14 protein-coding genes and 1 pseudogene are annotated in these 20,196 nt (G+C 58.1%); 13 read left to right on the top strand and 2 right to left on the bottom strand.

All coding sequences use genetic code 11. From position 1 onward, the window contains the following. Positions 1-96: 96 nt before the first annotated feature. The 8 genes and pseudogenes from I554_RS0124095 to I554_RS26645 all read left to right on the top strand — a co-directional run. Positions 97-2,337, top strand: coding sequence for an NADP-dependent isocitrate dehydrogenase (locus I554_RS0124095; protein WP_024575803.1), 2,241 nt, complete (start codon positions 97-99; stop codon positions 2,335-2,337). Positions 2,338-2,893: 556 nt separating this feature from the next. Continuing rightward, positions 2,894-5,029: an FAD-dependent oxidoreductase gene (locus I554_RS0124090; protein WP_024575804.1), complete on the top strand. Its 2,136-nt coding sequence runs from the start codon at positions 2,894-2,896 to the stop codon at positions 5,027-5,029. Positions 5,030-5,121: 92 nt separating this feature from the next. Next, entirely contained in the window at positions 5,122-6,336 is a 1,215-nt protein-coding gene (locus tag I554_RS0124085) for an ABC transporter substrate-binding protein (protein ID WP_024575805.1), read from the top strand. A gap of 119 nt (positions 6,337-6,455) precedes the next feature. Further along, positions 6,456-8,150 carry a long-chain-fatty-acid--CoA ligase gene (locus I554_RS0124080; protein WP_024578197.1) on the top strand — a complete coding sequence of 565 codons (1,695 nt, stop codon included), beginning with the start codon at positions 6,456-6,458 and terminating at the stop codon, positions 8,148-8,150. Positions 8,151-8,273: 123 nt separating this feature from the next. After that, entirely contained in the window at positions 8,274-8,987 is a 714-nt protein-coding gene (locus I554_RS0124075; protein WP_034473585.1) for a TetR family transcriptional regulator, read from the top strand. A 161-nt stretch (positions 8,988-9,148) separates the two neighbouring features. After that, positions 9,149-10,381 (top strand): MFS transporter, encoded by a 1,233-nt coding sequence (locus tag I554_RS0124070; RefSeq protein WP_024575808.1) that lies wholly within the window; start codon positions 9,149-9,151, stop codon positions 10,379-10,381. A gap of 44 nt (positions 10,382-10,425) precedes the next feature. Beyond that, on the top strand, positions 10,426-11,355 hold the full coding sequence (locus tag I554_RS0124065; RefSeq protein WP_024575809.1) for an MBL fold metallo-hydrolase: 930 nt from the start codon (positions 10,426-10,428) through the stop codon (positions 11,353-11,355). A gap of 110 nt (positions 11,356-11,465) precedes the next feature. Further along, positions 11,466-11,609, top strand: a pseudogene (locus I554_RS26645) (MetQ/NlpA family ABC transporter substrate-binding protein); the annotation flags it as partial. Between the two features lie 131 nt (positions 11,610-11,740). Here the strand turns inward: I554_RS26645 and I554_RS0124060 are convergent. Next, positions 11,741-14,065: a xanthine dehydrogenase family protein molybdopterin-binding subunit gene (locus I554_RS0124060; protein ID WP_024575810.1), complete on the bottom strand. Its 2,325-nt coding sequence runs from the start codon at positions 14,063-14,065 to the stop codon at positions 11,741-11,743. A gap of 82 nt (positions 14,066-14,147) precedes the next feature. On the opposite strand from I554_RS0124060, the gene I554_RS0124055 reads away from it, so the two are divergent. Both I554_RS0124055 and I554_RS0124050 read left to right on the top strand, forming a co-directional pair. Beyond that, entirely contained in the window at positions 14,148-14,471 is a 324-nt protein-coding gene (locus I554_RS0124055) for a 2Fe-2S iron-sulfur cluster-binding protein (protein WP_024575811.1), read from the top strand. Then, positions 14,468-15,715 (top strand): FAD-dependent oxidoreductase, encoded by a 1,248-nt coding sequence (locus tag I554_RS0124050; RefSeq protein WP_024575812.1) that lies wholly within the window; start codon positions 14,468-14,470, stop codon positions 15,713-15,715. Before I554_RS0124055 ends, I554_RS0124050 begins: the two co-directional genes overlap by 4 nt. Before the next feature lie 62 nt (positions 15,716-15,777). Here the strand turns inward: I554_RS0124050 and I554_RS0124045 are convergent, their stop codons facing one another. Continuing rightward, on the bottom strand, positions 15,778-16,929 hold the full coding sequence (locus tag I554_RS0124045; protein WP_024575813.1) for an ABC transporter substrate-binding protein: 1,152 nt from the start codon (positions 16,927-16,929) through the stop codon (positions 15,778-15,780). A 384-nt stretch (positions 16,930-17,313) separates the two neighbouring features. Between I554_RS0124045 and I554_RS0124040 the strand changes: the two genes are divergently transcribed. From I554_RS0124040 to I554_RS0124030, 3 genes are read left to right on the top strand one after another with little or no spacing between them, the layout of a single operon-like run. After that, complete coding sequence (locus I554_RS0124040) at positions 17,314-18,255, top strand: DUF1116 domain-containing protein (RefSeq protein ID WP_029659708.1); 942 nt, start codon at positions 17,314-17,316, stop codon at positions 18,253-18,255. A 2-nt stretch (positions 18,256-18,257) separates the two neighbouring features. Continuing rightward, a complete protein-coding gene (locus I554_RS0124035; RefSeq protein ID WP_024575815.1) occupies positions 18,258-19,013 on the top strand; it encodes a 3-oxoacyl-ACP reductase family protein in 756 nt (251 codons plus the stop codon). Positions 19,014-19,052: 39 nt separating this feature from the next. Further along, positions 19,053-20,084: an aromatic ring-hydroxylating dioxygenase subunit alpha gene (locus tag I554_RS0124030; protein WP_006019401.1), complete on the top strand. Its 1,032-nt coding sequence runs from the start codon at positions 19,053-19,055 to the stop codon at positions 20,082-20,084. Positions 20,085-20,196: the final 112 nt, after the last annotated feature.

Raw genomic sequence — 20,196 nt, 5'->3', positions numbered from 1 at the left:
AGCTCGTGAGAAAGCTAGGGACGAGGGACAAGCATGTCCTGTTTGTGCATTCGGATTAGCGGCAGTCGACCTCCTGCCAAGTGAGGAAACCAGTATATGGCTACGGCATCTCCGACCATTATCTACACCCTGACCGACGAAGCTCCAGCACTGGCGACGGCATCTTTTCTGCCCATTGTTCGCGCGTTCGCTGCGCCGGCCGGCATTGATGTTGCTACGAGCGATATCTCGGTGGCCGCCCGTATCCTTGGCGAATTCCCGGAATTCCTGACTGAAGAACAGCGCCTGCCGGATAATCTGGCCGAACTCGGTCGTCTGACGCTTCTGCCGGGCACCAATATCATCAAGTTGCCAAACGTCAGCGCCTCGGTGGCGCAGTTGAAGGCCGCCATAAAGGAACTGCAGGACAAGGGATACAACGTTCCCGATTATCCCGACAGTTCAAAGACCGACGAGGAAAAGGCGCTTCGCGCGCGCTACACCAAGTGTATTGGCAGCGCCGTGAACCCTGTCCTGCGCGAGGGAAATTCCGATCGCCGCGCGCCGCTTGCCGTGAAGAACTATGCGCGTAAGCATCCGCACAGCATGGGCGAATGGAGCCAGGCCTCGCGCTCACATGTCTCACACATGCATCACGGCGATTTCTATCACGGCGAGAAGTCGATGACGCTCGACCGCGCGCGTGACGTGAAGATGGAGCTTGTCACCAAGAGCGGCAAGACAATCGTACTCAAGACCAGGGTGTCGCTTCAGGATGGTGAAGTCATCGACTCCATGTTCATGAGCAAGAAGGCTCTGTTGGCGTTCTATGAGGAGCAGATCGAGGATTCCTACAAGACCGGCGTGATGTTCTCGCTGCACGTCAAGGCCACCATGATGAAGGTTTCACACCCGATCGTGTTCGGTCACTGCGTCAAGATTTTCTATCGTGACGCTTTCGAGAAACACGGGGCCTTGTTCGAAGAGCTCGGCGTCAATGTCAATAATGGCATGGTCGATCTTTACAACAAGATCGCTTCCCTTCCGCAGAGCAAGCAGGACGAGATCAAGAACGACCTGCACGCCTGCCACGCGCACCGGCCCGAACTGGCGATGGTCGATTCCGCCAAGGGCATCACGAATTTTCATTCGCCGAACGATATCATCGTCGACGCTTCGATGCCTGCGATGATCCGTAATGGCGGCAAGATGTGGGGTGCCGACGGTCGTCTGAAGGACGTCAAGGCCGTCATGCCGGAAAGCACATTCGCCCGCATTTACCAGGAGATGATCAACTTCTGTAAATGGCACGGCGCATTCGATCCGAGGACAATGGGTACAGTGCCGAATGTCGGTCTTATGGCGCAGCAGGCCGAGGAATACGGCTCACACGACAAGACGTTTGAAATCCCAGAGGATGGTGTCGCCAACATCACCGATCTTGCGACAGGCGAGGTGTTGCTCAGCCAGAATGTCGAGCAGGGCGATATTTGGCGCATGTGCCAGGTCAAGGACGCTGCTATCCGCGACTGGGTGAAACTTGCCGTGAGCCGTGCCCGGAACTCTGGCATGCCTGTGCTGTTCTGGCTCGACCCCTATCGTCCGCATGAAGCGCAGCTCATCGCAAAGGTCAAAACGTACCTGAAGGAGCACGATGTCTCCGGCCTTGATATCCAGATCATGAGTCAGGTTCGCGCCATGCGTTATACGCTTGAGCGTGTCATCCGCGGTCTCGACACCATCAGCGCAACCGGCAACATTCTGCGCGATTATCTCACCGACCTGTTTCCGATCATGGAGCTAGGCACTTCAGCCAAGATGCTCTCGATCGTTCCACTCATGGCAGGGGGCGGCCTCTACGAAACCGGTGCGGGCGGTTCAGCGCCCAAGCATGTGCAGCAACTAGTAGAAGAAAACCATCTGCGCTGGGATTCTCTCGGGGAGTTCCTCGCGCTTGCAGTCTCGCTGGAAGATCTTGGCATCAAGGCGAACAACTCGAAAGCTAAGCTCCTCGCGAAAACGCTGGATGCCGCCACCGGCAAGTTGCTCGACAACAACAAGTCTCCTTCGCCGCGCACCGGTGAATTGGACAATCGCGGAAGTCAGTTCTATCTCGCGATGTATTGGGCGCAGGAACTGGCAGCTCAGACCGAGGATAAGTCCCTTCAGGAGCGGTTCAAGCCACTCGCTGAGGCGCTTACCCGAAATGAAGAAAAAATTGTAACGGAGCTACAGGCAGTACAGGGCAAACCTGTAGACATAGGGGGCTATTATCTTCCCGATCGGGGAAAATGTGCGGATGTGATGCGCCCGAGCGCTACGTTCAACACAGCGCTGGATCAGATGGCATCCCAATAGAATTTGATGGGGCCATTGAGGATTGGGATGCGAGATTGCAGTGACACGCCGTGAGAGGCGTGTCCTCACGGCAGTGTCATGATGCTCGATCCGACCGCTCGAGAAGTTACGTCTGACATCGATTTGGCAGCCAGGTCCCCGGCGGCGCTGGTGAGACCGCTAGCAATGTTCTGATTGCGTCCGAGGCGCTGGCGAATGGCGTCGCAGCCGCAGCTCCAAGCTGACAATATTTCTGAAGAGCAGCCGGTCGATGCGACAAGCATCGCCGTGCTTGCCGTACGGCGGAAGGCTGCGTTTGCGGGCGTCGTCAGTACACATCGGTGGACGCGGCATCGGCGCGATGGCGAGATCAAATCGCTACGCCAACCTTCTGATTGCTGGATAGCTTCTTCGCATTCTGCGGCTGTGTAGGCGCCTGCTTTTTCAACCTTCCTCTGTTCGTCTAGCGGTTGTGGGAGGAATTCCACACGACTTGACGGCGGAGCTCTCATTGCTTACGAACATTCGTTAGCAACAAATATCGCCATTTTAATAGGCGTTTTACAGGAGGCTGCTTATGCACGTTATTATCGTTGGTGCAGGAATTGCGGGCATGACGGCTGCCATTACCCTGCGTCAAAAAGGTCACGATGTGACGGTGCTGGAGCAGGCATCCGCCCTGAAGGAAATCGGTGCGGGTATTCAGCTTGCGGCGAATGGATCGCTGGTGCTTCGAGAATTGGGCCTTGAGGAGGCCGTCGCAAAGGCCGGCGTCATCCCGCAGTCCTATGAGATGCGGGACATCAGCACCGGCAAACTGCTGAACCTGTCACCTCTGGGCGATATGGGGACAAAGCGCTGGGGCGCGCCACTCTACAACATCCACCGCGCTGATTTGATCGATATTCTCGCCCGCGCTGTTCCAGCAGGCGTGCTCAGACTCGGCGCGCAGGTTGAGGATTTCGTTCAGGACAATGATGGCGTTACTGTTCGCCTGACGTCGGGCGAAGAGGTGCGCGGAGATGTCCTTATTGGCGCGGATGGCATTCACTCCGTCGTCCGCAAGCAGCTGCGTGGCGAGGAGCCAACGCACTTTTCCAATATTCTGATGTGGCGGGCGCTCATTCCAGCGGAGAAGTTGCGCCATATCACTCTTGAAGAAAAGGGAAATTATTGGTTCGGGCCGGGCCGGACCCTGATCACGTACTGGGTGCGCTCCAATAATCTCTACAGCATCCTCGCTTCGGTTCCTGTTACCGAGGTCCAGCGCGAGTCCTGGACCGAAAGCGGCGATATTGAAGAACTGCAGCGATCGTTTTCGGATATCGAGCCGCGGGCGCGCCAGATGATGGAGCAGATCGAGACCTCCTTCCTCACCGGCATGTATTACCGCGATCCGATCGATCGCTGGACATACGGGCGCGTCACGCTCATGGGCGATGCGGCGCATCCGATGGTACCCTTCCTTGCGCAGGGCGCCTGCCAGGGTATCGAAGATGCCTGGACGATGGCGACCGTGCTGTCGGATGTTTCAAGCAAGAATGTCGGGGCGGCGCTTCAGGAATATGAGCAGCGACGGCGTCCCCGTACAACGCGCGTGCAATCCGGCGCGCGTGCGATGGTCAAGCTGACGCACGAGTCCGAAGCCGATCGCATCCGGGCGAGAAACGGCCGCTGGAAGGGCATGCAGCATATCGATCCCATGACCGAGACGACATGGGGATTCGTCTGGGGATATGATGTGCTCGCTGCGGTGAAACAGCCTGCTGGTGAAGTTCTCGGTTTGTCGGCGACGCGTGAAGGAAAAAGTCTGAAGCGTCCTGAGAGCCAGCGCGCCTTTTCCCTCTGGAAAAATGCCTTCTCGCCGGAACAGGTCGCCAGAGGTCACGACGGTCTTCGTGAGGGATACGAGGAGTTTCTCACGAAGAATTTTCCCCTCGCGCAGGATGTTGCCGTCGAGGCGGTTGAGTTGCGTGGTGTTCCGGCGCTACGGGTGCATGCGGCCAAGAAGAAAGCCAATGCGCCGACGGTTTTGCACTTTCATGGCGGCGGATATGTACTTGGTTCGGCCCGCGGCTCCCTGGAGTATGCGCATCGACTGGCTGAAACGGTCGGAGGGACGTGCGTCACCGTCGACTATCGTCTGGCGCCGGACCATCCGTATCCAGCAGCGATCGACGATGCGCTTGATGCGTATCGTGGCTTGATCGAGAGCGGCGTTCCAGCGTCATCCGTCCTTCTGAGCGGAGAATCCTCCGGCGGCGGATTGGCGATTGCGGTGGCTCTCGCGCTCAAGACTGCGGGCGACACGCTCCCGGCAGGAATTATCGGTGTTTGCCCGTTTTCGGATCTTACCTTACGTGGACCGAGCGTCTCAATGTTTGCAGGCGATGATCCTGCGGCGAACAAGGACATGCTGGCCTATCTCGGTGCTTCCTATTTCCAGGGACATGAGCCGACCGATCCGCTGGTATCTCCGCTGTATGGCGATCTCGCCGGCTTGCCGCCCATGTTCCTGACAGCCAGCGAGGGGGAAGTGTTGCTGAGCGACACAACGCGTCTGATCGAGCGGGCGAAAAGAGCGGGCGTCGATGTGACGTCACGGATCGTTGACGACTCCGTTCACGTCTACACGATCTTCCCGTTCCTGCCGGAAACCGTCTCGACCATGAAGGCGATTGGCGAGTGGGCCGGCACGAAAACCGGGCGATAGGCACGAACCGGACAAAACACCCAAGCGGTGCTTGATGTTTCTCGAGCATCGCAGCATTCAAAATCAACAAACGCAAACATAAGGAGGCATTCATGAGGGTGCTTGGACGATTGATGGCTGCATCGGCGCTGGGTTTGCTGATGGCCGGAGGCGCGCATGGGCAGGGAATTTCAAACGGCGCAGTTAAGATTGGCGTGCTGGGCGACATGTCCGGCGTGTTCCAGGATCTCAGTGGTGCAAGTTCGGTTGCGGCTGCGAAAATGGCCGTGGATGATTTCGTCAAGAACGAGAAGCCTTCCTTCAAGGTCGAACTCGTCACGTCGGATCATCAGAACAAGCCGGATATCGCCGTAAGCCGCGTGCGTGAATGGTATGACGTCGATGGCGTCGACATGGTCACGGATGCAATCAACTCGGCAGTTGCGTTGGCGGTATCGGGCGTCACGCGCGAGAAAAACCGCGTGCTGATGGTGACGGGCGCCGGGACAACCGCGCTCATCAACGAGCAGTGCTCGCCGAATACGATCCTTTACGCCTGGGATACCTACGGTATCTCGAATGCGCTAGCCGGATCGATCACGCGCTCGGGCAAGAAGAACTGGTATTTCCTTTCGGTTGACTATGCCCTCGGCCAAGCGATCGAAAAGGATGCGACAAGGGCTATCGATGCCGCGGGAGGCAAAGTTGTCGGCTCGCGCAAGCATCCGACAGGAACTGCGGATTTCTCGTCGTTTGTCCTGACGGCTCAAAATTCCGGCGCCGACGTCATTGGGCTGGCGAACGCTGGCGGCGATCTCATCAACTCGGTCAAAGCCGCTCAGGATTTCGGTATCACACAAAAGCAGACCATAGCGCCAATGGCTGCGACATTGATGGACATTCACGCGATCGGGCTTGCGTCGTCGCAGGGGCTTATGCTGGTCGAAGGATTTTACTGGAACCGCAACGATGAATCGCGGGCATGGAGCGAGCGATTTTTCAAGGAGCGGAACAGAATGCCTATCATGCTTCAGGCCGGGCTCTATTCCGCAATCACGACCTATCTCAAGGCCGTAAAGGAAACTGGGACCGACGATGCGAAGACGGTTCTCGATCACATGAAGAAAATAGAGATCAACGACCTATTCGCGAAGGGAGGCCGGATTCGCGCCGACGGACGCATGGTCTACGACATGTACGTTCTGGCAGTGAAGAAGCCGGCGGAATCCAAGAAGGCGTGGGACTATCTCGAAATTCGAGACACCATCTCGGGTAAGGACGCCTATCAGCCGCTCTCCGATTCAAGGTGTCCACTGGTCAAGAACTGATCAACGACCTCCCACAACACCTCGTGCCGCGGACGATCTTCGCGGCACGCTGCTTTCCGGGTGCCGGGTTCAATGGAACGGCAAGAGTTTCGGTTTCGATAAAAACTGCGAGCTTGAATATGCGAAGCGACAAGCGATCATTGAAGACGTGGCCTCGCCGGTTGCCGGCATCGATCGAGCCGCCAGCTACATCGTTATGGGACAGTCTTGTGGTGAGCGAGCAGCGTTATCCTGATCGTGCTGCTCTGATCTTTCTCGGAACATCCACAACCTACAGGCAGTTAAGGGAAGCATCCGAGAGACTGGCCGGAAAGTTGTACGCGTTGGGCGTGAAGCGGGGCGACAGGGTTCTGGTGGTCATGCAGAATTGCCCTCAGCTTGTTATTGCGCATCTGGCCGTTGCCCGAGCCAATGCGGTCGTCGTGCCGGTGAATCCGATGAACCGGGCTGAAGAACTACGTCATTATATTACGGACGCGGAAGCCAGGGTCGCAATCACGACAGCTGACCTTGCGGCGGAACTGGCGGCTGCGAGTAACGATCTCGACGAAGGGAATGGACTTTCCCATCTGATCGTTAGCCACTTCACGGATGCGATTGCGGCAGGCGATCAATTCGGCGTGCCAGAACAGTGGCGGGACTGGATGCTCGCGCAGCACGATTTGCCAAAACTAGGCAGGGGGCACGTCTGTCATTGGCGCCAAGCGATGAAGGCGCACGACCCGCTTCCCGAGCTAGCTGTCGCCCGAGGTGATCTTGCACTTCTGCCTTATACCAGCGGAACGACGGGTCTTCCGAAGGGCTGTATGCTGACCCATGGCAACATCATGCACAATGCGGTCGGAGCTTCGTTCTGGCTTGATGGCACACCGGAAATGGTGAACCTCACGGTGCTTCCGCTATTTCACATCACGGGCCTCGTCTGTGTGATGCATGCCTCCATTTATTCGAGCGGAACCATGGTCATCATGCCGCGGTGGGATCGTGAGATTGCCGGTCAGCTCATCACGCAGCGTCGAGTGAGCCATTGGACCTCCATCCCGACAATGATCATTGATCTTCTGGCAAGCCCGAATCTGGGTGCCCATGATCTGTCGAGCCTAGTTTATGTCGGAGGGGGCGGGGCAGCGATGCCCCAGGCCGTCGCGGAGACTCTCCTGGACAAGTTTGGGCTCAAATTTGTCGAAGGGTATGGAATGACCGAATCGGCCGCGGTTACGTTGTTTAATCCGTGCGACGATCCCAAGCTTCAGTGCCTCGGAATACCGTTCCTCAGTGTGGATGCCCGAATCATGGATTTCGAGAGCGGAGCTGAGCTTTCCGATGGCGAGCAGGGGGAAATCGTTGTCCACGGGCCGCAGGTTTTCAGTGGATACTGGAAGCAGGCGGATGCGTCCAAGGATGCTCTCATCACGATCGACGGAAAAACGTTCCTGCGGACTGGTGACCTCGGTTACAGGGACCCGGATGGCTACTTCTTCATTACGGATCGCCTGAAGCGGATGATCAATGCTTCGGGATACAAGGTGTGGCCCGCAGAGGTCGAGACCCTTCTGTTCCGGCATCCGGCGGTGCAGGAAGCTTGCGTTATCAGCTCGAAAGATAGCTATCGGGGTGAGACCGTAAAGGCTGTTGTGGTGGTCAAACCGGCTCACCTTGGCGTCAAGGAAGAGGAGATCATCGATTGGTGCCGAACCCAGGTGAGTTCATACAAGGTGCCGCGGATCGTGAAGTTCGTAGACGCCCTTCCCAAAAGCGCTTCCGGAAAGGTGATGTGGCGCGTCCTGCAGGAATCTGAATCGCGGAAAGCCTGATATTTCTGAATGACCGATGGGCGAATTCCGCAGGAGACCGGCCATCTTAGGGGGACCAAGTTGCCAGTTTGCCAAGGCTCGGTTACCTCTCGCTTGGGCCAGTCGGCCCGTTGGAGCGGGGCTATGAGCCGGACACCGATGAAACGTACCCGGACCGGAGCGCGGGTGCCAGCGGACGAGGCTGCTCTCAGTTACGTCGATCAAGCGGTTGATGAGGGCGCGATTGTCGAGCGGCCGGATACTGCGGCCGGGCGGATGCGAATTCGCATCCTTCTCACAGCTATCGGGTTGGTCGCGGAACGAGGTTATGAAACCTGCAGCATGCGCACCATTGCAAGTGCTGTCGGGCTGCGAGCGCCTACGCTTTACAATTACTATCCATCAAAGGAAGCGTTGCTGGTTGAAGCAATCGATTTTGGAATCGATAATTTCTTTTCGTACGTCTTGAAAGATATTGATCAAAAGGATCGAAACGGGCGTTTGTTCGAGATCGCGCGGCGCCATATCGATTACAAGCTTCGCCATCAGGTAATTGCCCGCGCCAATGATCGTCTGATTGACCCACAGTTTGCAAAATTGTTTCTATCGGAGAAAGACCGCAAACACTTCGCCAAGCGGCTGGACAACTATCGTTACAAGATTCACGATCTCGTAAAAGACTTCGTCGGCGATAAATCTCCTGTAGACTCCATGTTCGTTACGCTGTCCATCATGAATCAATGGGACCGAGCCGCTTACTGGTACAATCCCGGTGGCAAGCATACACATGCCGAGACGTTGGACCAGTTGCTGATGCTTACCGCGAGACTACTGGCCACCGGCAAGTTCAAAGGCTGATTGCCCATTCTGGGGATGCATACCCCCTGCCTTGCGCAGATCCATGTCATTCTCGTAGCATACATTACTAAGGGCCGACGGGATTGTGCGTTTACGAGCCCACTCCAAGACCTGCATCCGGTGTGGCATCGCTCGGCCGCACGCACTGACAGAATAGAGAAATGCCTCTGCTGCAAATCCTGCGCCCCGCGCTTCCCATTCTGATCGGTGTCTCGATCATGCTCACGCTCAGCATGGGACTGCGGCAGAGCCTCGGGATCTTCTTGCAGCCCTTGACGCAGGATATCCGAATCTCGGTTTCCGACTTCACGCTGGCGCTTGCGATCCAGAATCTCACATGGGGATTGCTGCAGCCGCTCGCAGGCGCGTTGGCGGTGCGCTACGGCTTTCGCCTGATCATGGTGGTTGGTTCGCTGCTCTATGTCGCTGGGCTTGCCCTGATGGCGTGCGCTTACGGGGTGGTGAGCATAGCGGTTGGGGGCGGACTGTTGATTGGAGCATCGCTCGCCTTTACGGCCACCGCGATGTCGATGTCGGTAACCGCGCGAGCGGTCTCGGAGACGGTGCGCTCGACCGTGCTCGGGATGGTTTCCGCAGTAGGATCGCTCGGTGCGATGCTGGCAGCGCCCATCGGACAGATGCTCAATGAAGGCTTCGGCTGGCGCATGGGTCTTGTCGGCTTTGCGGTGATGGCCCTGTTGATGATTCCCGCGGCTTGGTATGCCGGCCGTGTCGATCAGATTTCGCTGCCAAAGCCTGCCCCTGATGACATCGGCAATGCCACTGCTGGGACCGCCGCCAGGATGGCGTTCAGTAACATATCCTTTGTGGTGATGACCGGCGCCTACATGGTTTGCGGCATGCAGCTCGTTTTTCTCACCACGCACTTGCCGTCTTATCTGGCGATCTGTGGGCTCGATCCGATGCTGAGCGCGCAGACACTCGGCATGATCGGTGGTTTCAACGTGCTGGGTTCGCTTTTCTTCGGGTGGGCCGGCCAGCGCTGGAATAAGCTCGCGCTGCTCGGCGCAATCTACATTCTGCGATCTCTGGCACTTGCCTGGTTTTTCATGCTGCCTGCAACGCCTGCATCCACCCTGCTGTTCGGCGCGATCATGGGATTTCTCTGGATGGGCGTGAGCCCGCTCACGGCAGGCGCGATTGCCGAGATGTTCGGGCTACGCTGGCAGCCGATGATTCAGGGGCTCGCGTTCATGAGCCACCAGATCGGCAGCTTTCTTGGTGCATATGGTGGAGGTCTGCTCTACGACGCACTGGGCTCGTACACCATGGCTTGGCGTATTGGCGTCACGCTCGGACTGGCCGGCGGGATCATCCAGGTTGCGTTTGCCCTGATCAAACCGTCGCAGCCGCCAGCGTTAAAGACCGCATAGCGAATTAAGCGGCGGCAAACGATAACAGAACAAGGATAATCGACATGAGTTCCGTTGCGAGCAGATCTGGATCTCGTGAACAAGTCCAGCGCGCCGACTTCGGCCGGGTATCGGTTTTCTTCGGAGAGAAGAACGGAAAGTATCCTGATGCCAACCAGGTATTGGTTCGGGGCTCGGACACGCGCGCGGCTTTGGATGCGCCGATCGTGTCGAACTACATCGGAGCTGAGTTTGATGCGACTGAGCTGGTGATCATGGGCCATATCCACGAAGATCACATGGCGGGATTGCATCGTTTGCCCGATGTTCCTGTTCATGTGCACGAAGCGGATTTGGAGGCCGCGCGCAGCTGGGAGGGATTGCTGGCTGCCTTTGGCACGACAGATCAGACCCGCGTCTCAGAAATGCTGGCCCGATTCACGCGTGATTTCTTTTACACTCCACAGCCCGGCGCACGGGGATATGTGGACGGAGCATCTTGGGATCTCGGCCAGGTGCAGATTCGTGCTTTTCACATGCCCGGCCACACGGCGGGCCATTGCGTTCTGCTCGTGGAGCCTGAGGGTGTAGCCTTCATTGGCGATATCGATCTGACCGGGTTCGGACCTTATTACGGTGACGCATCCTCAAGCCTGTCCGATTTTCGCCGCAGCTTGGCGCGGCTGCCGGACATTCCGGCGAAGGTGTGGATCACTGCGCACCACCGCGGTGTCTATACCGACCGTGCGCGCTTCATGCAGGATCTCGCTGCCTATGCTGCAAAACTCGACGAGCGTGAGCAGCGCCTTCTGGAGATGCTCAACGAATCTCCGAAGACGCTGGTGCAGTTGGTCGAGCAGCGGCTGCTATATCCGCCGGGATTTGACGGACCATGGGTGATCGACGCCGAGACCCGCACGATTTCGCAGCATCTGGCCGAACTCGTTGCCGACGGCAGAGTGCAGCTGCGTGAAGGTGTATATCGGTCTCGATGATTGAAGTCGCTTGTTAATTCCGTGCTGTTTCGTCGAACTTGACGCCGCCTCCTGGCAATCGGCACACTCGCGGCCAGCATGCCAGGTCTCACTTCGGCGCAACCGCCGCTGGCCCCTATGCTAACCTGATCGCGGTGCGCGCAGCGGACGTGGATAGGCCGTGGGCCAAGGTACTGGTCGAAAGTTATCAGACGCCCGAGGTCCGCGACTTCATCCTTACAAAGTTCAAGGGAGCGGTGCTGTCGGCCTGGTGAATTCCGTCCTGGAAAACATGCAATAGGACGGCCAGTATTCCGCCGGCCCTTCGATTTCTTCCTCCGTTAGCAGGTCGCGAGGATCGCTCCGTTGGCGCGGCAGGTCTCACCACTCCGCTGCCGTTGAGGACTTACAAGATGCCCTTTGCGCGATGAATTGCCTCCATCACGCGGCGTGGCGTCATCGGCGAATGCAGTAATTCGACTCCCAGCGATTTGAGTGCGTCATTGACGGCATTGCCAATCGCGGCGGGAGGAGCAATCGCACCGCCTTCGCCAAGACCCTTGACACCGAATTCCGTATAAGGTGATAGCGTTTCCATATGCTCCAGCTGCGGAGATGGAACCTCGGTTGGTCCTGGTAGCAGATAGTCCGCGAAAGTCGACGCCAGCGGTTGACCGGATGGATCGAACGGCATCTCTTCATAGAGCGCTGTGCCTATGCCCTGTGCGAGTCCGCCATAGATCTGGCCATCGACGACCATCGGGTTGATCAACTTGCCGCCGTCCTCGACGATGACGTAATCGAGAATCTCGATATCACCCATTTCAGGATCAACCGCGACGACGGCTATATGCGCGGCGTAGCTGAAGGTTCCGGAATCGCGTACCGGCTTGTAACCGATGGTGGTTTCGAGGCCGCGCGGGTCGACCGAAGCTGGCAGGTCCTGTGGTCGCCGATACCAGGTGTGAGCGACTTCCTTTATCGTCACGCTTCCCGACGGTCCGACCACAGAGCCGCCCTCAAGGCGCACGTTCGCCGCATCGGTCTGTAGCAGGTGTGCCCCGATGCCTTTGATGAGACCCGCGATCTCGTGCGACGCGCGGGAGACCGCCCCACCTGCCATCACGGCCGACCGTGACCCCCATGTCCCGGTTGAATAGGGCGTATACTCCGTGTCGCCGTGGACTAGCTTGATCTTTGAAGCTTCGATGCCCAGAATTTCGTGGGCAATCTGCGGCAGCGTAGTTTCCATGCTCTGTCCGTGCGAATGGACACCGATACGCAGCTCAAGTCCTCCATCCGGCGTGACGCGGGCGGTCGCCTGTTCATGGCCGGGGATCATTGGGATTCCCCATCCGGAATAGACAGATGTGCCGTGTGCGCCTTGCTCGCAGTAAATCGAAAGACCGACACCGATCAGCCTGCCCGTGTTTTCCTGCTGCTTGCGGATGTCGTCGAGGTCGATCTTTGCCACGGCGCGTTTCAGGGCTTCAGGATAGTCGCCGCTGTCGAAATGCTTCCTGGTAATGTTGTCGAAGGGCATCTGCTCTGGCTTTACCAGGTTCTTCAGCCGCACCTCCAGAGGATCAAGTCCTGCTTCGCGTGCAACGGCATCCAGCATCAATTCCATGGCGTAACAAACGCCTGTGCGGGCGACACCGCGATATGGGAGGATAGGACACTTGTTGGTCGCGACCGACCATGTCCGGCAGCGGTACGACGGAAAGTCGTAAGGTCCAGGCAAAATGCTCGCGATCTGCGCAGCTTCGAGACACGCCGAGAAGGGATAGGACGAGTAAGCACCGGAATCGACGGTTGCTTCGCACTCGATGCCGCGCAGGGTACCGTCGCGGTCCGCGTATGCGGTGATCAGATAATGATGCTCCCGGCAGTTTGCGCTTGCGATGAGATGTTCGCGGCGATCTTCGATCCAGCGAACCGGGTGTCCGCAATGCATCGCAAGCCAGGCGAGGCAAACATCCTCCGGCGGCATGAGAGCTTTATAGCCGAAGCCGCCTCCAACGTCCGGCGAGATGACCCGCACCTGGCTCTGATCCAGCCCCAGACATTCGGAAATACCGGTTCTAATGATGTGCGGTTGCTGCGTGCCGGTGTATAGCACCAGCTGATCGAGCCGCTTGTCCCAGTAAGCAACGGTGGCGCGCCCCTCCAGCGGCGCCATGCATTGCCGCGCTGTTCTGATTTCGCGTGTTACCTTGATTGGAGCGTCGTAGGCGGCCTCCATATTCACGTCAATGTATGTTTCCAGAAAGACGTTGTCGCCCCAATGCTCGTGAATGAGCGGCGCATCCGGTCGCCGCGCGGATAACATTTCGCTGACGACTGGCAGTTCATCGAGATCGAGTTCCACAGCCGCGGCAATGTCCTCCGCCTCGGCGCGCGTTCCGCCCACGCACATCGCCACAAGCTCGCCGACCTGCCGGACTTTTTCGTGCGCCAGCAGGGGTTGTTCCGAACGCTTGAAGCCGGGGAGGCCCGACGCCGCAATGATCGGCTTGACGCCGGCGAGATTGGCGGCGGTGAAAACGCGATCTTGGAGTTCCGGCGGGATTCGCACGCCGAGGATTTTTGCATGGGCAAGCGGCGAGCGGACGAAGGCGACATCCCTAAGCCCGGGCAACTTGAGGTCGCCAACATACTGGCCGCGACCGCGCAAAAAACGGTCGTCCTCTCTTCGCAACAGCGACGCGCCGACGCCCTGAGAATCCATCGCCCCTCCGATCTCGCCGCTTGCAACAGGCTCGGTTGCTTTATATCATTCTATCTATAGGACAACAATGAGATAGAGAGATATGGTCCAGATTGTCATCGTTCAGCCCTCCGGAGCCTCGTTTGAACTTGATGTGCCGGAGGGTTGGAGCCTGATGCAGGCCGCAGTGAAGAACGGCATCGACGGGATCGTAGCAGAGTGTGGCGGTTCCTGTGTTTGCGCCACCTGCCATGTCTACGTCCAGCCGGAGCGCTTCGCGGAACTGCCGCCGCCCGGCGACGATGAACTCGAGCTCCTGGATGAAGTGAAAGCTGAGCGGCGTCCCAGCAGCAGGCTGTCGTGCCAGATCAAGTCTGCTGCCGAGCTTGATGGACTCATCGTCACCATTCCCGAGCGTCAGACATGACCGGTGCGGATTCCCACATCGTTATCATTGGTGCGGGGCAGGCCGGCCTGCAGGCCGCCGAGACGCTGCGCAGCGAAGCGTTTGAAGGCCGGATAACGTTGCTTGGCGCTGAACCGTACGCTCCTTATCAACGGCCTCCGCTTTCGAAGGCGTGGCTGACGGACAATCTGGATGCTGATCAGCTCGCGTTGCGCGACCATTCTGTGCTGGAGCGGAAACAGATTGATCTTTGGACCAGCGCATCAGTGTCAGCGATCGATGTGAGGTCGCAATCCGTCCTGCTGCATGATGGGCGTGCGTTGACCTATACCGGCCTCGTTCTCGCCACAGGGGCAACGCCGCGCCAGCTTCCCCAAGCGCGAGACGCCGGCGATCTGGTCTGCACTCTGCGGTCTCGCGCCGATTCAGACGCGATTGCACAGGGACTTCGGAGTTGTGTGCGGAGGGAATTACCTCTGGTTGTGGTCGGGGGAGGGTTCATCGGATTGGAGGTCGCAGCAAGCGCGCGCAAACTCGGTATCGCGGTCACGATTCTCGAAGCGGCGCCGCGGCTGCTGGAAAGGGTCTTGTCCCAAGATTTGTCCGACTGGTACGCGAGGCTGCATGCTGACCGCGGCACAACATTGATCTTTGGTGCACGGATCGCTGAAATTCGAAAAACGTCGAACCATGTTGCCGAGGTGGAGTTCGTTGACGGACATAGCATTGTCGCTGGGCTGGTGGTTGTAGGAATTGGCGTGACGGCCAATGATCAACTGGCGCGGGATGCCGGGATCGCATGCGAAGCAGGAATCATTGTGGACGCATGCGGTCGCACCTCAGTTCCGAATATCGTCGCCGCAGGAGATTGCACGGTTCGCCGACTGTCTGACGGTACCATGCTTCGGCTGGAGTCGGTTCAGAACGCGGTCGAGCAGGGCCGGTCGGCAGCACATGCACTTCTCGGCGTCGACAAGCCCAGTCTGGGAGCGCCGTGGTTCTGGTCGGACCAGTATGATATGAAGCTACAAATTGCCGGCTTGTCGCGCGGAGCAGACACTCATGTTCTGCGCGGAGACATGGAGAGCCATTCGTTTTCGATCTATCATTTTCGTGAAACACGTCTTGTGGCAGTCGATTCGATCAACGCTGCAAGGGATCACATGATCGCGCGGGACCTGATCGGGCGGCAGATTTCCCCCACCGCGCAGCAGGCTGGTGACACAGCATTCAATCTCGCGAAACTTCGGACCGCTCAAGCCTAGTTTCTGCTGCAAGCAAAATGGAAAGCGGCGACGGTTTCCAACCCGCCGCCGATCCTTGCCAGTTATTTGCTGACAAGAACGACCTTTCCATCGTCGATCTTCACGAGGTGGGTCGTCGCCGGGCTCTGCCCACTTTCTGAACCTGCCGGGCCAACCTTCTCAAAGACGATGCGGCCGGTCAGGCCGGGATAATCGACCTGCCAAAGGGCCGCACGGATCTTCTCTGGTTCGGCGACACCGGCTTTCTTAATGGCTGCGGCAAGCACCTGGATGCCGTCATAGCCGCGCGCGCCCTCCGGCAGTCCGGCAAACGGAAGGCCGGTCTTTTCCCACGCCGCGATGAAGGACCTAGCGGCTGCCGGGTCGGCCGATGTTTCCGGAAACCACGGTGCAAACATCGCGTCATGCAGCGAATTGTTCGCCGCCGAGCCGGCTTGAGCAATCAACTGGTCCGGTACGGTTCCACCGGTCGTGATGATCTGTCGCTTGATACCGAGGGCTTGCGCCTGCTTCATCACCAGCGTCATCTGTTCCGGGCCGGACGTCGTGAAGAGCGTATCGCTGTCCGTGCTCTTGATGGTCGAAAGCTGCGAAGACATGTCTTGCGCCGCGGCGTCCATATGAAGTGTCTTGTTGACCGTGATGCCCTTTTCCTTGAGCATCTTTCCGAATTCCGCGGCTGCACCGAGTCCCCAGTCATTGTTGACGACAAGGAAATCGACCTTCTTGATCTTCAGCGGTTCGACGAAGCGGGTGAAGCTCTTTGCTTCCATGCTGTTGGTCGGGCTGATCCGGAACACATAGGGGTTGCCCATGGTCGTGATCTTGTCGGCGCTGGAGGTCTCGACCAGCATAGGAACCTTGTATTCCATCAGCTTCGGCATGACTGCGAGTGTATAGGTCGAGCTCCACGCGCCCATCATCGCAGGCACCTTGTCTCGCGTGATCAGCTTCTCCGCGACGTTCGCGGCTTCGGTGGGATTGCTCTTATTGTCTTCGATGATCAGCTGGATTTTTTTTCCAAGCACGCCCCCTTTTGCATTTATGTCGTCCGCTGCGATCTTCGCGCCATTGGTGACGAAATTCCCTGACGCGGCGACCACGCCTGTCAGGGGCTGATTGACGCCGAGCTTGATGGTTTCCTGAGCTATCGCGCCTGTCCCGACGCTGGTTGACAGGATCGCTAGCAATATTCTGGACCAAGACGTCTTCATCGAATGTTCCTCCCTCCGGTTTTCACCCGCCCGCCTGCTCGCGTGCCGAGTCACACTATCACCCTATTAATAGGATGACAAAGCCACAAATGTGATCGATACGTGCTATTTATCGGAGCAATCTGCACGAAAATCTTGCTTTGTACGCTTGCTGTGTATCTCTATCATGCTATAAATAGGATGATTAATTCGTGAGCGCCTCAGAGGCGCTGAAAATCCACGTCACAGGGAACGGCTCCCTGCGCGTCAGGTGATTGCGGAATGGATTTGAAGGTTGCGCATCTTCGTCGTCTCGTTCGGTTGAGTGAAGCCAGGGTGAATCTGCCTGAGCGCATCTTGCTCCATGCCGGACCGCCTTACAAAGGTACTCCCCCCGGAGCCGTCATGGCTGCGGCGGAGCAAGCCGCCGTGATCGGCGGCTTTGCCAAAGATGCCCCGACTGCGCGCGCGATGCTTGAGGTGGGTTCGCTTCCGCTCAAGCCAGCGCAGGACCACGGCGTTGCTGTTCCGCTTGCGATGGTTGTTGCTCCGTCGATGTGGTGCTTCGAGGTCGGGGACAGCGATAGCGTCTTCCATTCACCTGTCTCTGAGGGGCCACCGCCAGCGCTGCGTTTTGGTTCCGCAGACCCGCTCTGCGGTGTGCGTGCGCGTGATTGGATCGCGGAAGCGGCTCGCACGATCAATCCGCAGCTTTCCATTCTCCCGGACGTTGAATCGATGATGCGGCAGGCGCTGCGCGAGGGCGATGACTGCCACGCCATCACCCGTGCAGGAAATGAACGTTTCCTCGAACTCTTGAGTAAGATGCCGGCGGGGTTGGTGGCCGACATCAGGGCAAATCCGGGATTCGTCTTGGGTATCTGGATGGCATGGGCCGCCTGGAAATTGCATACCTCGGCAAGCGAAGTCGTGGCCATCGGCGGCAACGGTATTGAATTCGGTTTACGCCGGCGCGGCGAAACACATTGGGCCACTGTACCATCTACGCCACCAACGGGAATTCGTTTCGATCCGCAGCACGCCGCGCCCCCGCTCGGTGCCATCGGCGACAGCGCGCTTGTCGATGTTTGCGGATTCGGCGGGCAGGCACTGAGCCATGCGTCGGCGCTTACGTCGGAGTGGGCGCATCTGCTTCCGCTGGATGCGCAGTCGCGCGGGTGCGCAATCATTCATCGCGACCGGGGCGTCATCGATACAGATGCCGTTCGCGCGACAGGTGTTACGCCAATCATCAACCTTGCGATTCTTGACGAAAGGGGCGCTGCCGCCCCGATCGGAAGGGGGTTCTACATCGTGCAGCGCTCACTCTTTGGAATTGGAGGCTAGGAATGGACCTGACGGGAAAGGTGGCTGTCGTCACTGGCGGTGCGATGGGTATCGGTTATGCGATATGTGAGGCGCTCGCGAAGCAAGGTGCATCGATCATGATTGCGGATCTTAAGGGAGCAGCGGCTGCCGCCGAGAAGCTGCGCCAGAGTGGATATGAAGCCCATCATGTCGATGCGGACGTTTCCAGCGAGAAGGACACCGGACTCATGGCCTCGGCGGCCATCGACAGGTTCGGCCACATCGATGTCCTTGTGAACAACGCGGCGATCTATTCGACATTATCTCTTAAGCCATTCGAACAACTCACTGTCGATGACTGGCAAAAGATGCTGAACGTCAATGTTATCGGGCAGTTTCTGTGCTGCAGGGCCGTACTGCCGGCATTCAAGAAGCAGGGCTCCGGGCGCATTATCAACATCTCGTCCGGTGTCGCCTTCAAGGGAAATCCGGGCATGCTGCACTACGTCGCTTCAAAAGGCGCGATCGTGTCCATGACGCGGACGCTCGCGACAGAACTTGGCGAACATGGCGTTCTCGTCAACAGCGTCGCTCCAGGATTCACGTTGAGCGATGGGGTTCAAAACAACCACGAGTTGGCGAACACGGTATCGGGATTTTCCGTGCGTAACAGAGCGCTAAAGCGGGACATGCTGGCTGGCGACGTCGTCGGCGCTGTCGCTTTCTTTGCGGGCCCGCACGCGGCCTTCATCACCGGCCAGACGTTGGTCGTCGATGGCGGCGCTTACTACCACTGACGGCTGCGTAATTCTTGACTGTCGAAGGGAAGCAACAAAATGAAATACGTTACCAATGCATGGTACCCGGTGGTGTGGGCTGATCGTGTTGGCCGGGAGTTGACTCGGCACGTGGTGCTCGAAGAACCCATCGTCATCTATCGTCTGGAGGACGGAAGCATCGCAGCTCTTCAGGATGCGTGTCCGCATCGTCTTGCCCCTTTGTCGCTGGGCAAATTGAAGGGTGACAACATCGAATGCGGCTATCACGGCATGACATTCGACTGCAGCGGAAAATGCGTCCTCATTCCGGGGCAGGATGTGATTCCGGGCAACGCGCTGGTCCGCTCATATCCGCTTCAGATCAAGTACGGGCTGGTGTGGCTTTGGATGGGCGATCCGAAGAAAGCCGATCTCAGCAAGATGTTTCATCTGCCGCAGTATGAGGCCGAAGGCTGGCACGCCGTGCAGGGCGACACGCTGCGGATCGAGTGCAACTATCTCAGCCTTTGCGACAACCTGCTTGATCCGGCGCACGTCACGTTCGTTCACACAACAACTCTTGGCACTCCGGCCGGTGCCACCGTTCCGGTGAACAACGAATACCGCAACAACGAAATCACCGTGTGGCGATGGATCCGCAACGGGCCGGCGATACCGCTTTTCTCGAAGTACGGCAAGCTCACCGGGTCAGTCGATCGCTGGCACTACTACAATTACTCGACGCCGTGCTACTTCGCGATCGACATGGGATCGTGCCCTGCCGGTTCGATTCCCGATACGGAGGACAGAGATAAGGGCGTTCGGATGTTCGCCTGCCACGTTCTGACGCCGGTCGATGAACGAACGGTGCTTCAGCACTGGTTCCATGTCCGTAATTTCCGCACCAACGAGCACAACATGGACGCCTCGCTGACCGCCGATCTCGATATGGCGTTCAAGGAAGACAAGGTCATCCTGGAGCGAATCCAGCTCGAGGAAGAGCGCGACCCGAACTACAAGCGCATCATTCTGGGAATCGACGCGGCGCCGATGAAGATGCGCCGGATGGTCGATAAACTTATTATCGCGGAACTGGAGTCTGCCGGGTGAGCTGACGATCCATACACAATCGCGCGCGCCAAAGATGATCTCTGGCGCGCGGACACTTCCTCTGTACTGCCTGGGGTTTCGGCCCCAGGATTTTTTTCGGGGCGGGGGCTTC

Origin of the sequence: Afipia sp. OHSU_II-C1, assembly GCF_000497575.1 — a bacterium.
In the GTDB taxonomy this organism is placed as follows: domain Bacteria; phylum Pseudomonadota; class Alphaproteobacteria; order Rhizobiales; family Xanthobacteraceae; genus Afipia.
This window is presented reverse-complemented; position numbering and strand designations above follow the sequence as displayed.

What these genes read in the sequence shown, in the direction of transcription:
- I554_RS0124035 (WP_024575815.1), top strand. Translation starts at nt 18,258, where the DNA reads ATGGACCTGACGGGAAAGGTGGCTGTCGTCACTGGCGGTGCGATGGGT.
- I554_RS0124030 (WP_006019401.1), top strand. Translation starts at nt 19,053, where the DNA reads ATGAAATACGTTACCAATGCATGGTACCCGGTGGTGTGGGCTGATCGT.
- I554_RS0124065 (WP_024575809.1), top strand. Translation starts at nt 10,426, where the DNA reads ATGAGTTCCGTTGCGAGCAGATCTGGATCTCGTGAACAAGTCCAGCGC.
- I554_RS0124040 (WP_029659708.1), top strand. Translation starts at nt 17,314, where the DNA reads ATGGCTGCGGCGGAGCAAGCCGCCGTGATCGGCGGCTTTGCCAAAGAT.
- I554_RS0124060 (WP_024575810.1), bottom strand. Translation starts at nt 14,065, where the DNA reads ATGGATTCTCAGGGCGTCGGCGCGTCGCTGTTGCGAAGAGAGGACGAC.
- I554_RS0124085 (WP_024575805.1), top strand. Translation starts at nt 5,122, where the DNA reads ATGAGGGTGCTTGGACGATTGATGGCTGCATCGGCGCTGGGTTTGCTG.
- I554_RS0124045 (WP_024575813.1), bottom strand. Translation starts at nt 16,929, where the DNA reads ATGAAGACGTCTTGGTCCAGAATATTGCTAGCGATCCTGTCAACCAGC.
- I554_RS0124090 (WP_024575804.1), top strand. Translation starts at nt 2,894, where the DNA reads ATGCACGTTATTATCGTTGGTGCAGGAATTGCGGGCATGACGGCTGCC.
- I554_RS0124055 (WP_024575811.1), top strand. Translation starts at nt 14,148, where the DNA reads ATGGTCCAGATTGTCATCGTTCAGCCCTCCGGAGCCTCGTTTGAACTT.
- I554_RS0124070 (WP_024575808.1), top strand. Translation starts at nt 9,149, where the DNA reads ATGCCTCTGCTGCAAATCCTGCGCCCCGCGCTTCCCATTCTGATCGGT.
- I554_RS0124050 (WP_024575812.1), top strand. Translation starts at nt 14,468, where the DNA reads ATGACCGGTGCGGATTCCCACATCGTTATCATTGGTGCGGGGCAGGCC.
- I554_RS0124080 (WP_024578197.1), top strand. Translation starts at nt 6,456, where the DNA reads ATGCGAAGCGACAAGCGATCATTGAAGACGTGGCCTCGCCGGTTGCCG.
- I554_RS0124075 (WP_034473585.1), top strand. Translation starts at nt 8,274, where the DNA reads ATGAGCCGGACACCGATGAAACGTACCCGGACCGGAGCGCGGGTGCCA.
- I554_RS0124095 (WP_024575803.1), top strand. Translation starts at nt 97, where the DNA reads ATGGCTACGGCATCTCCGACCATTATCTACACCCTGACCGACGAAGCT.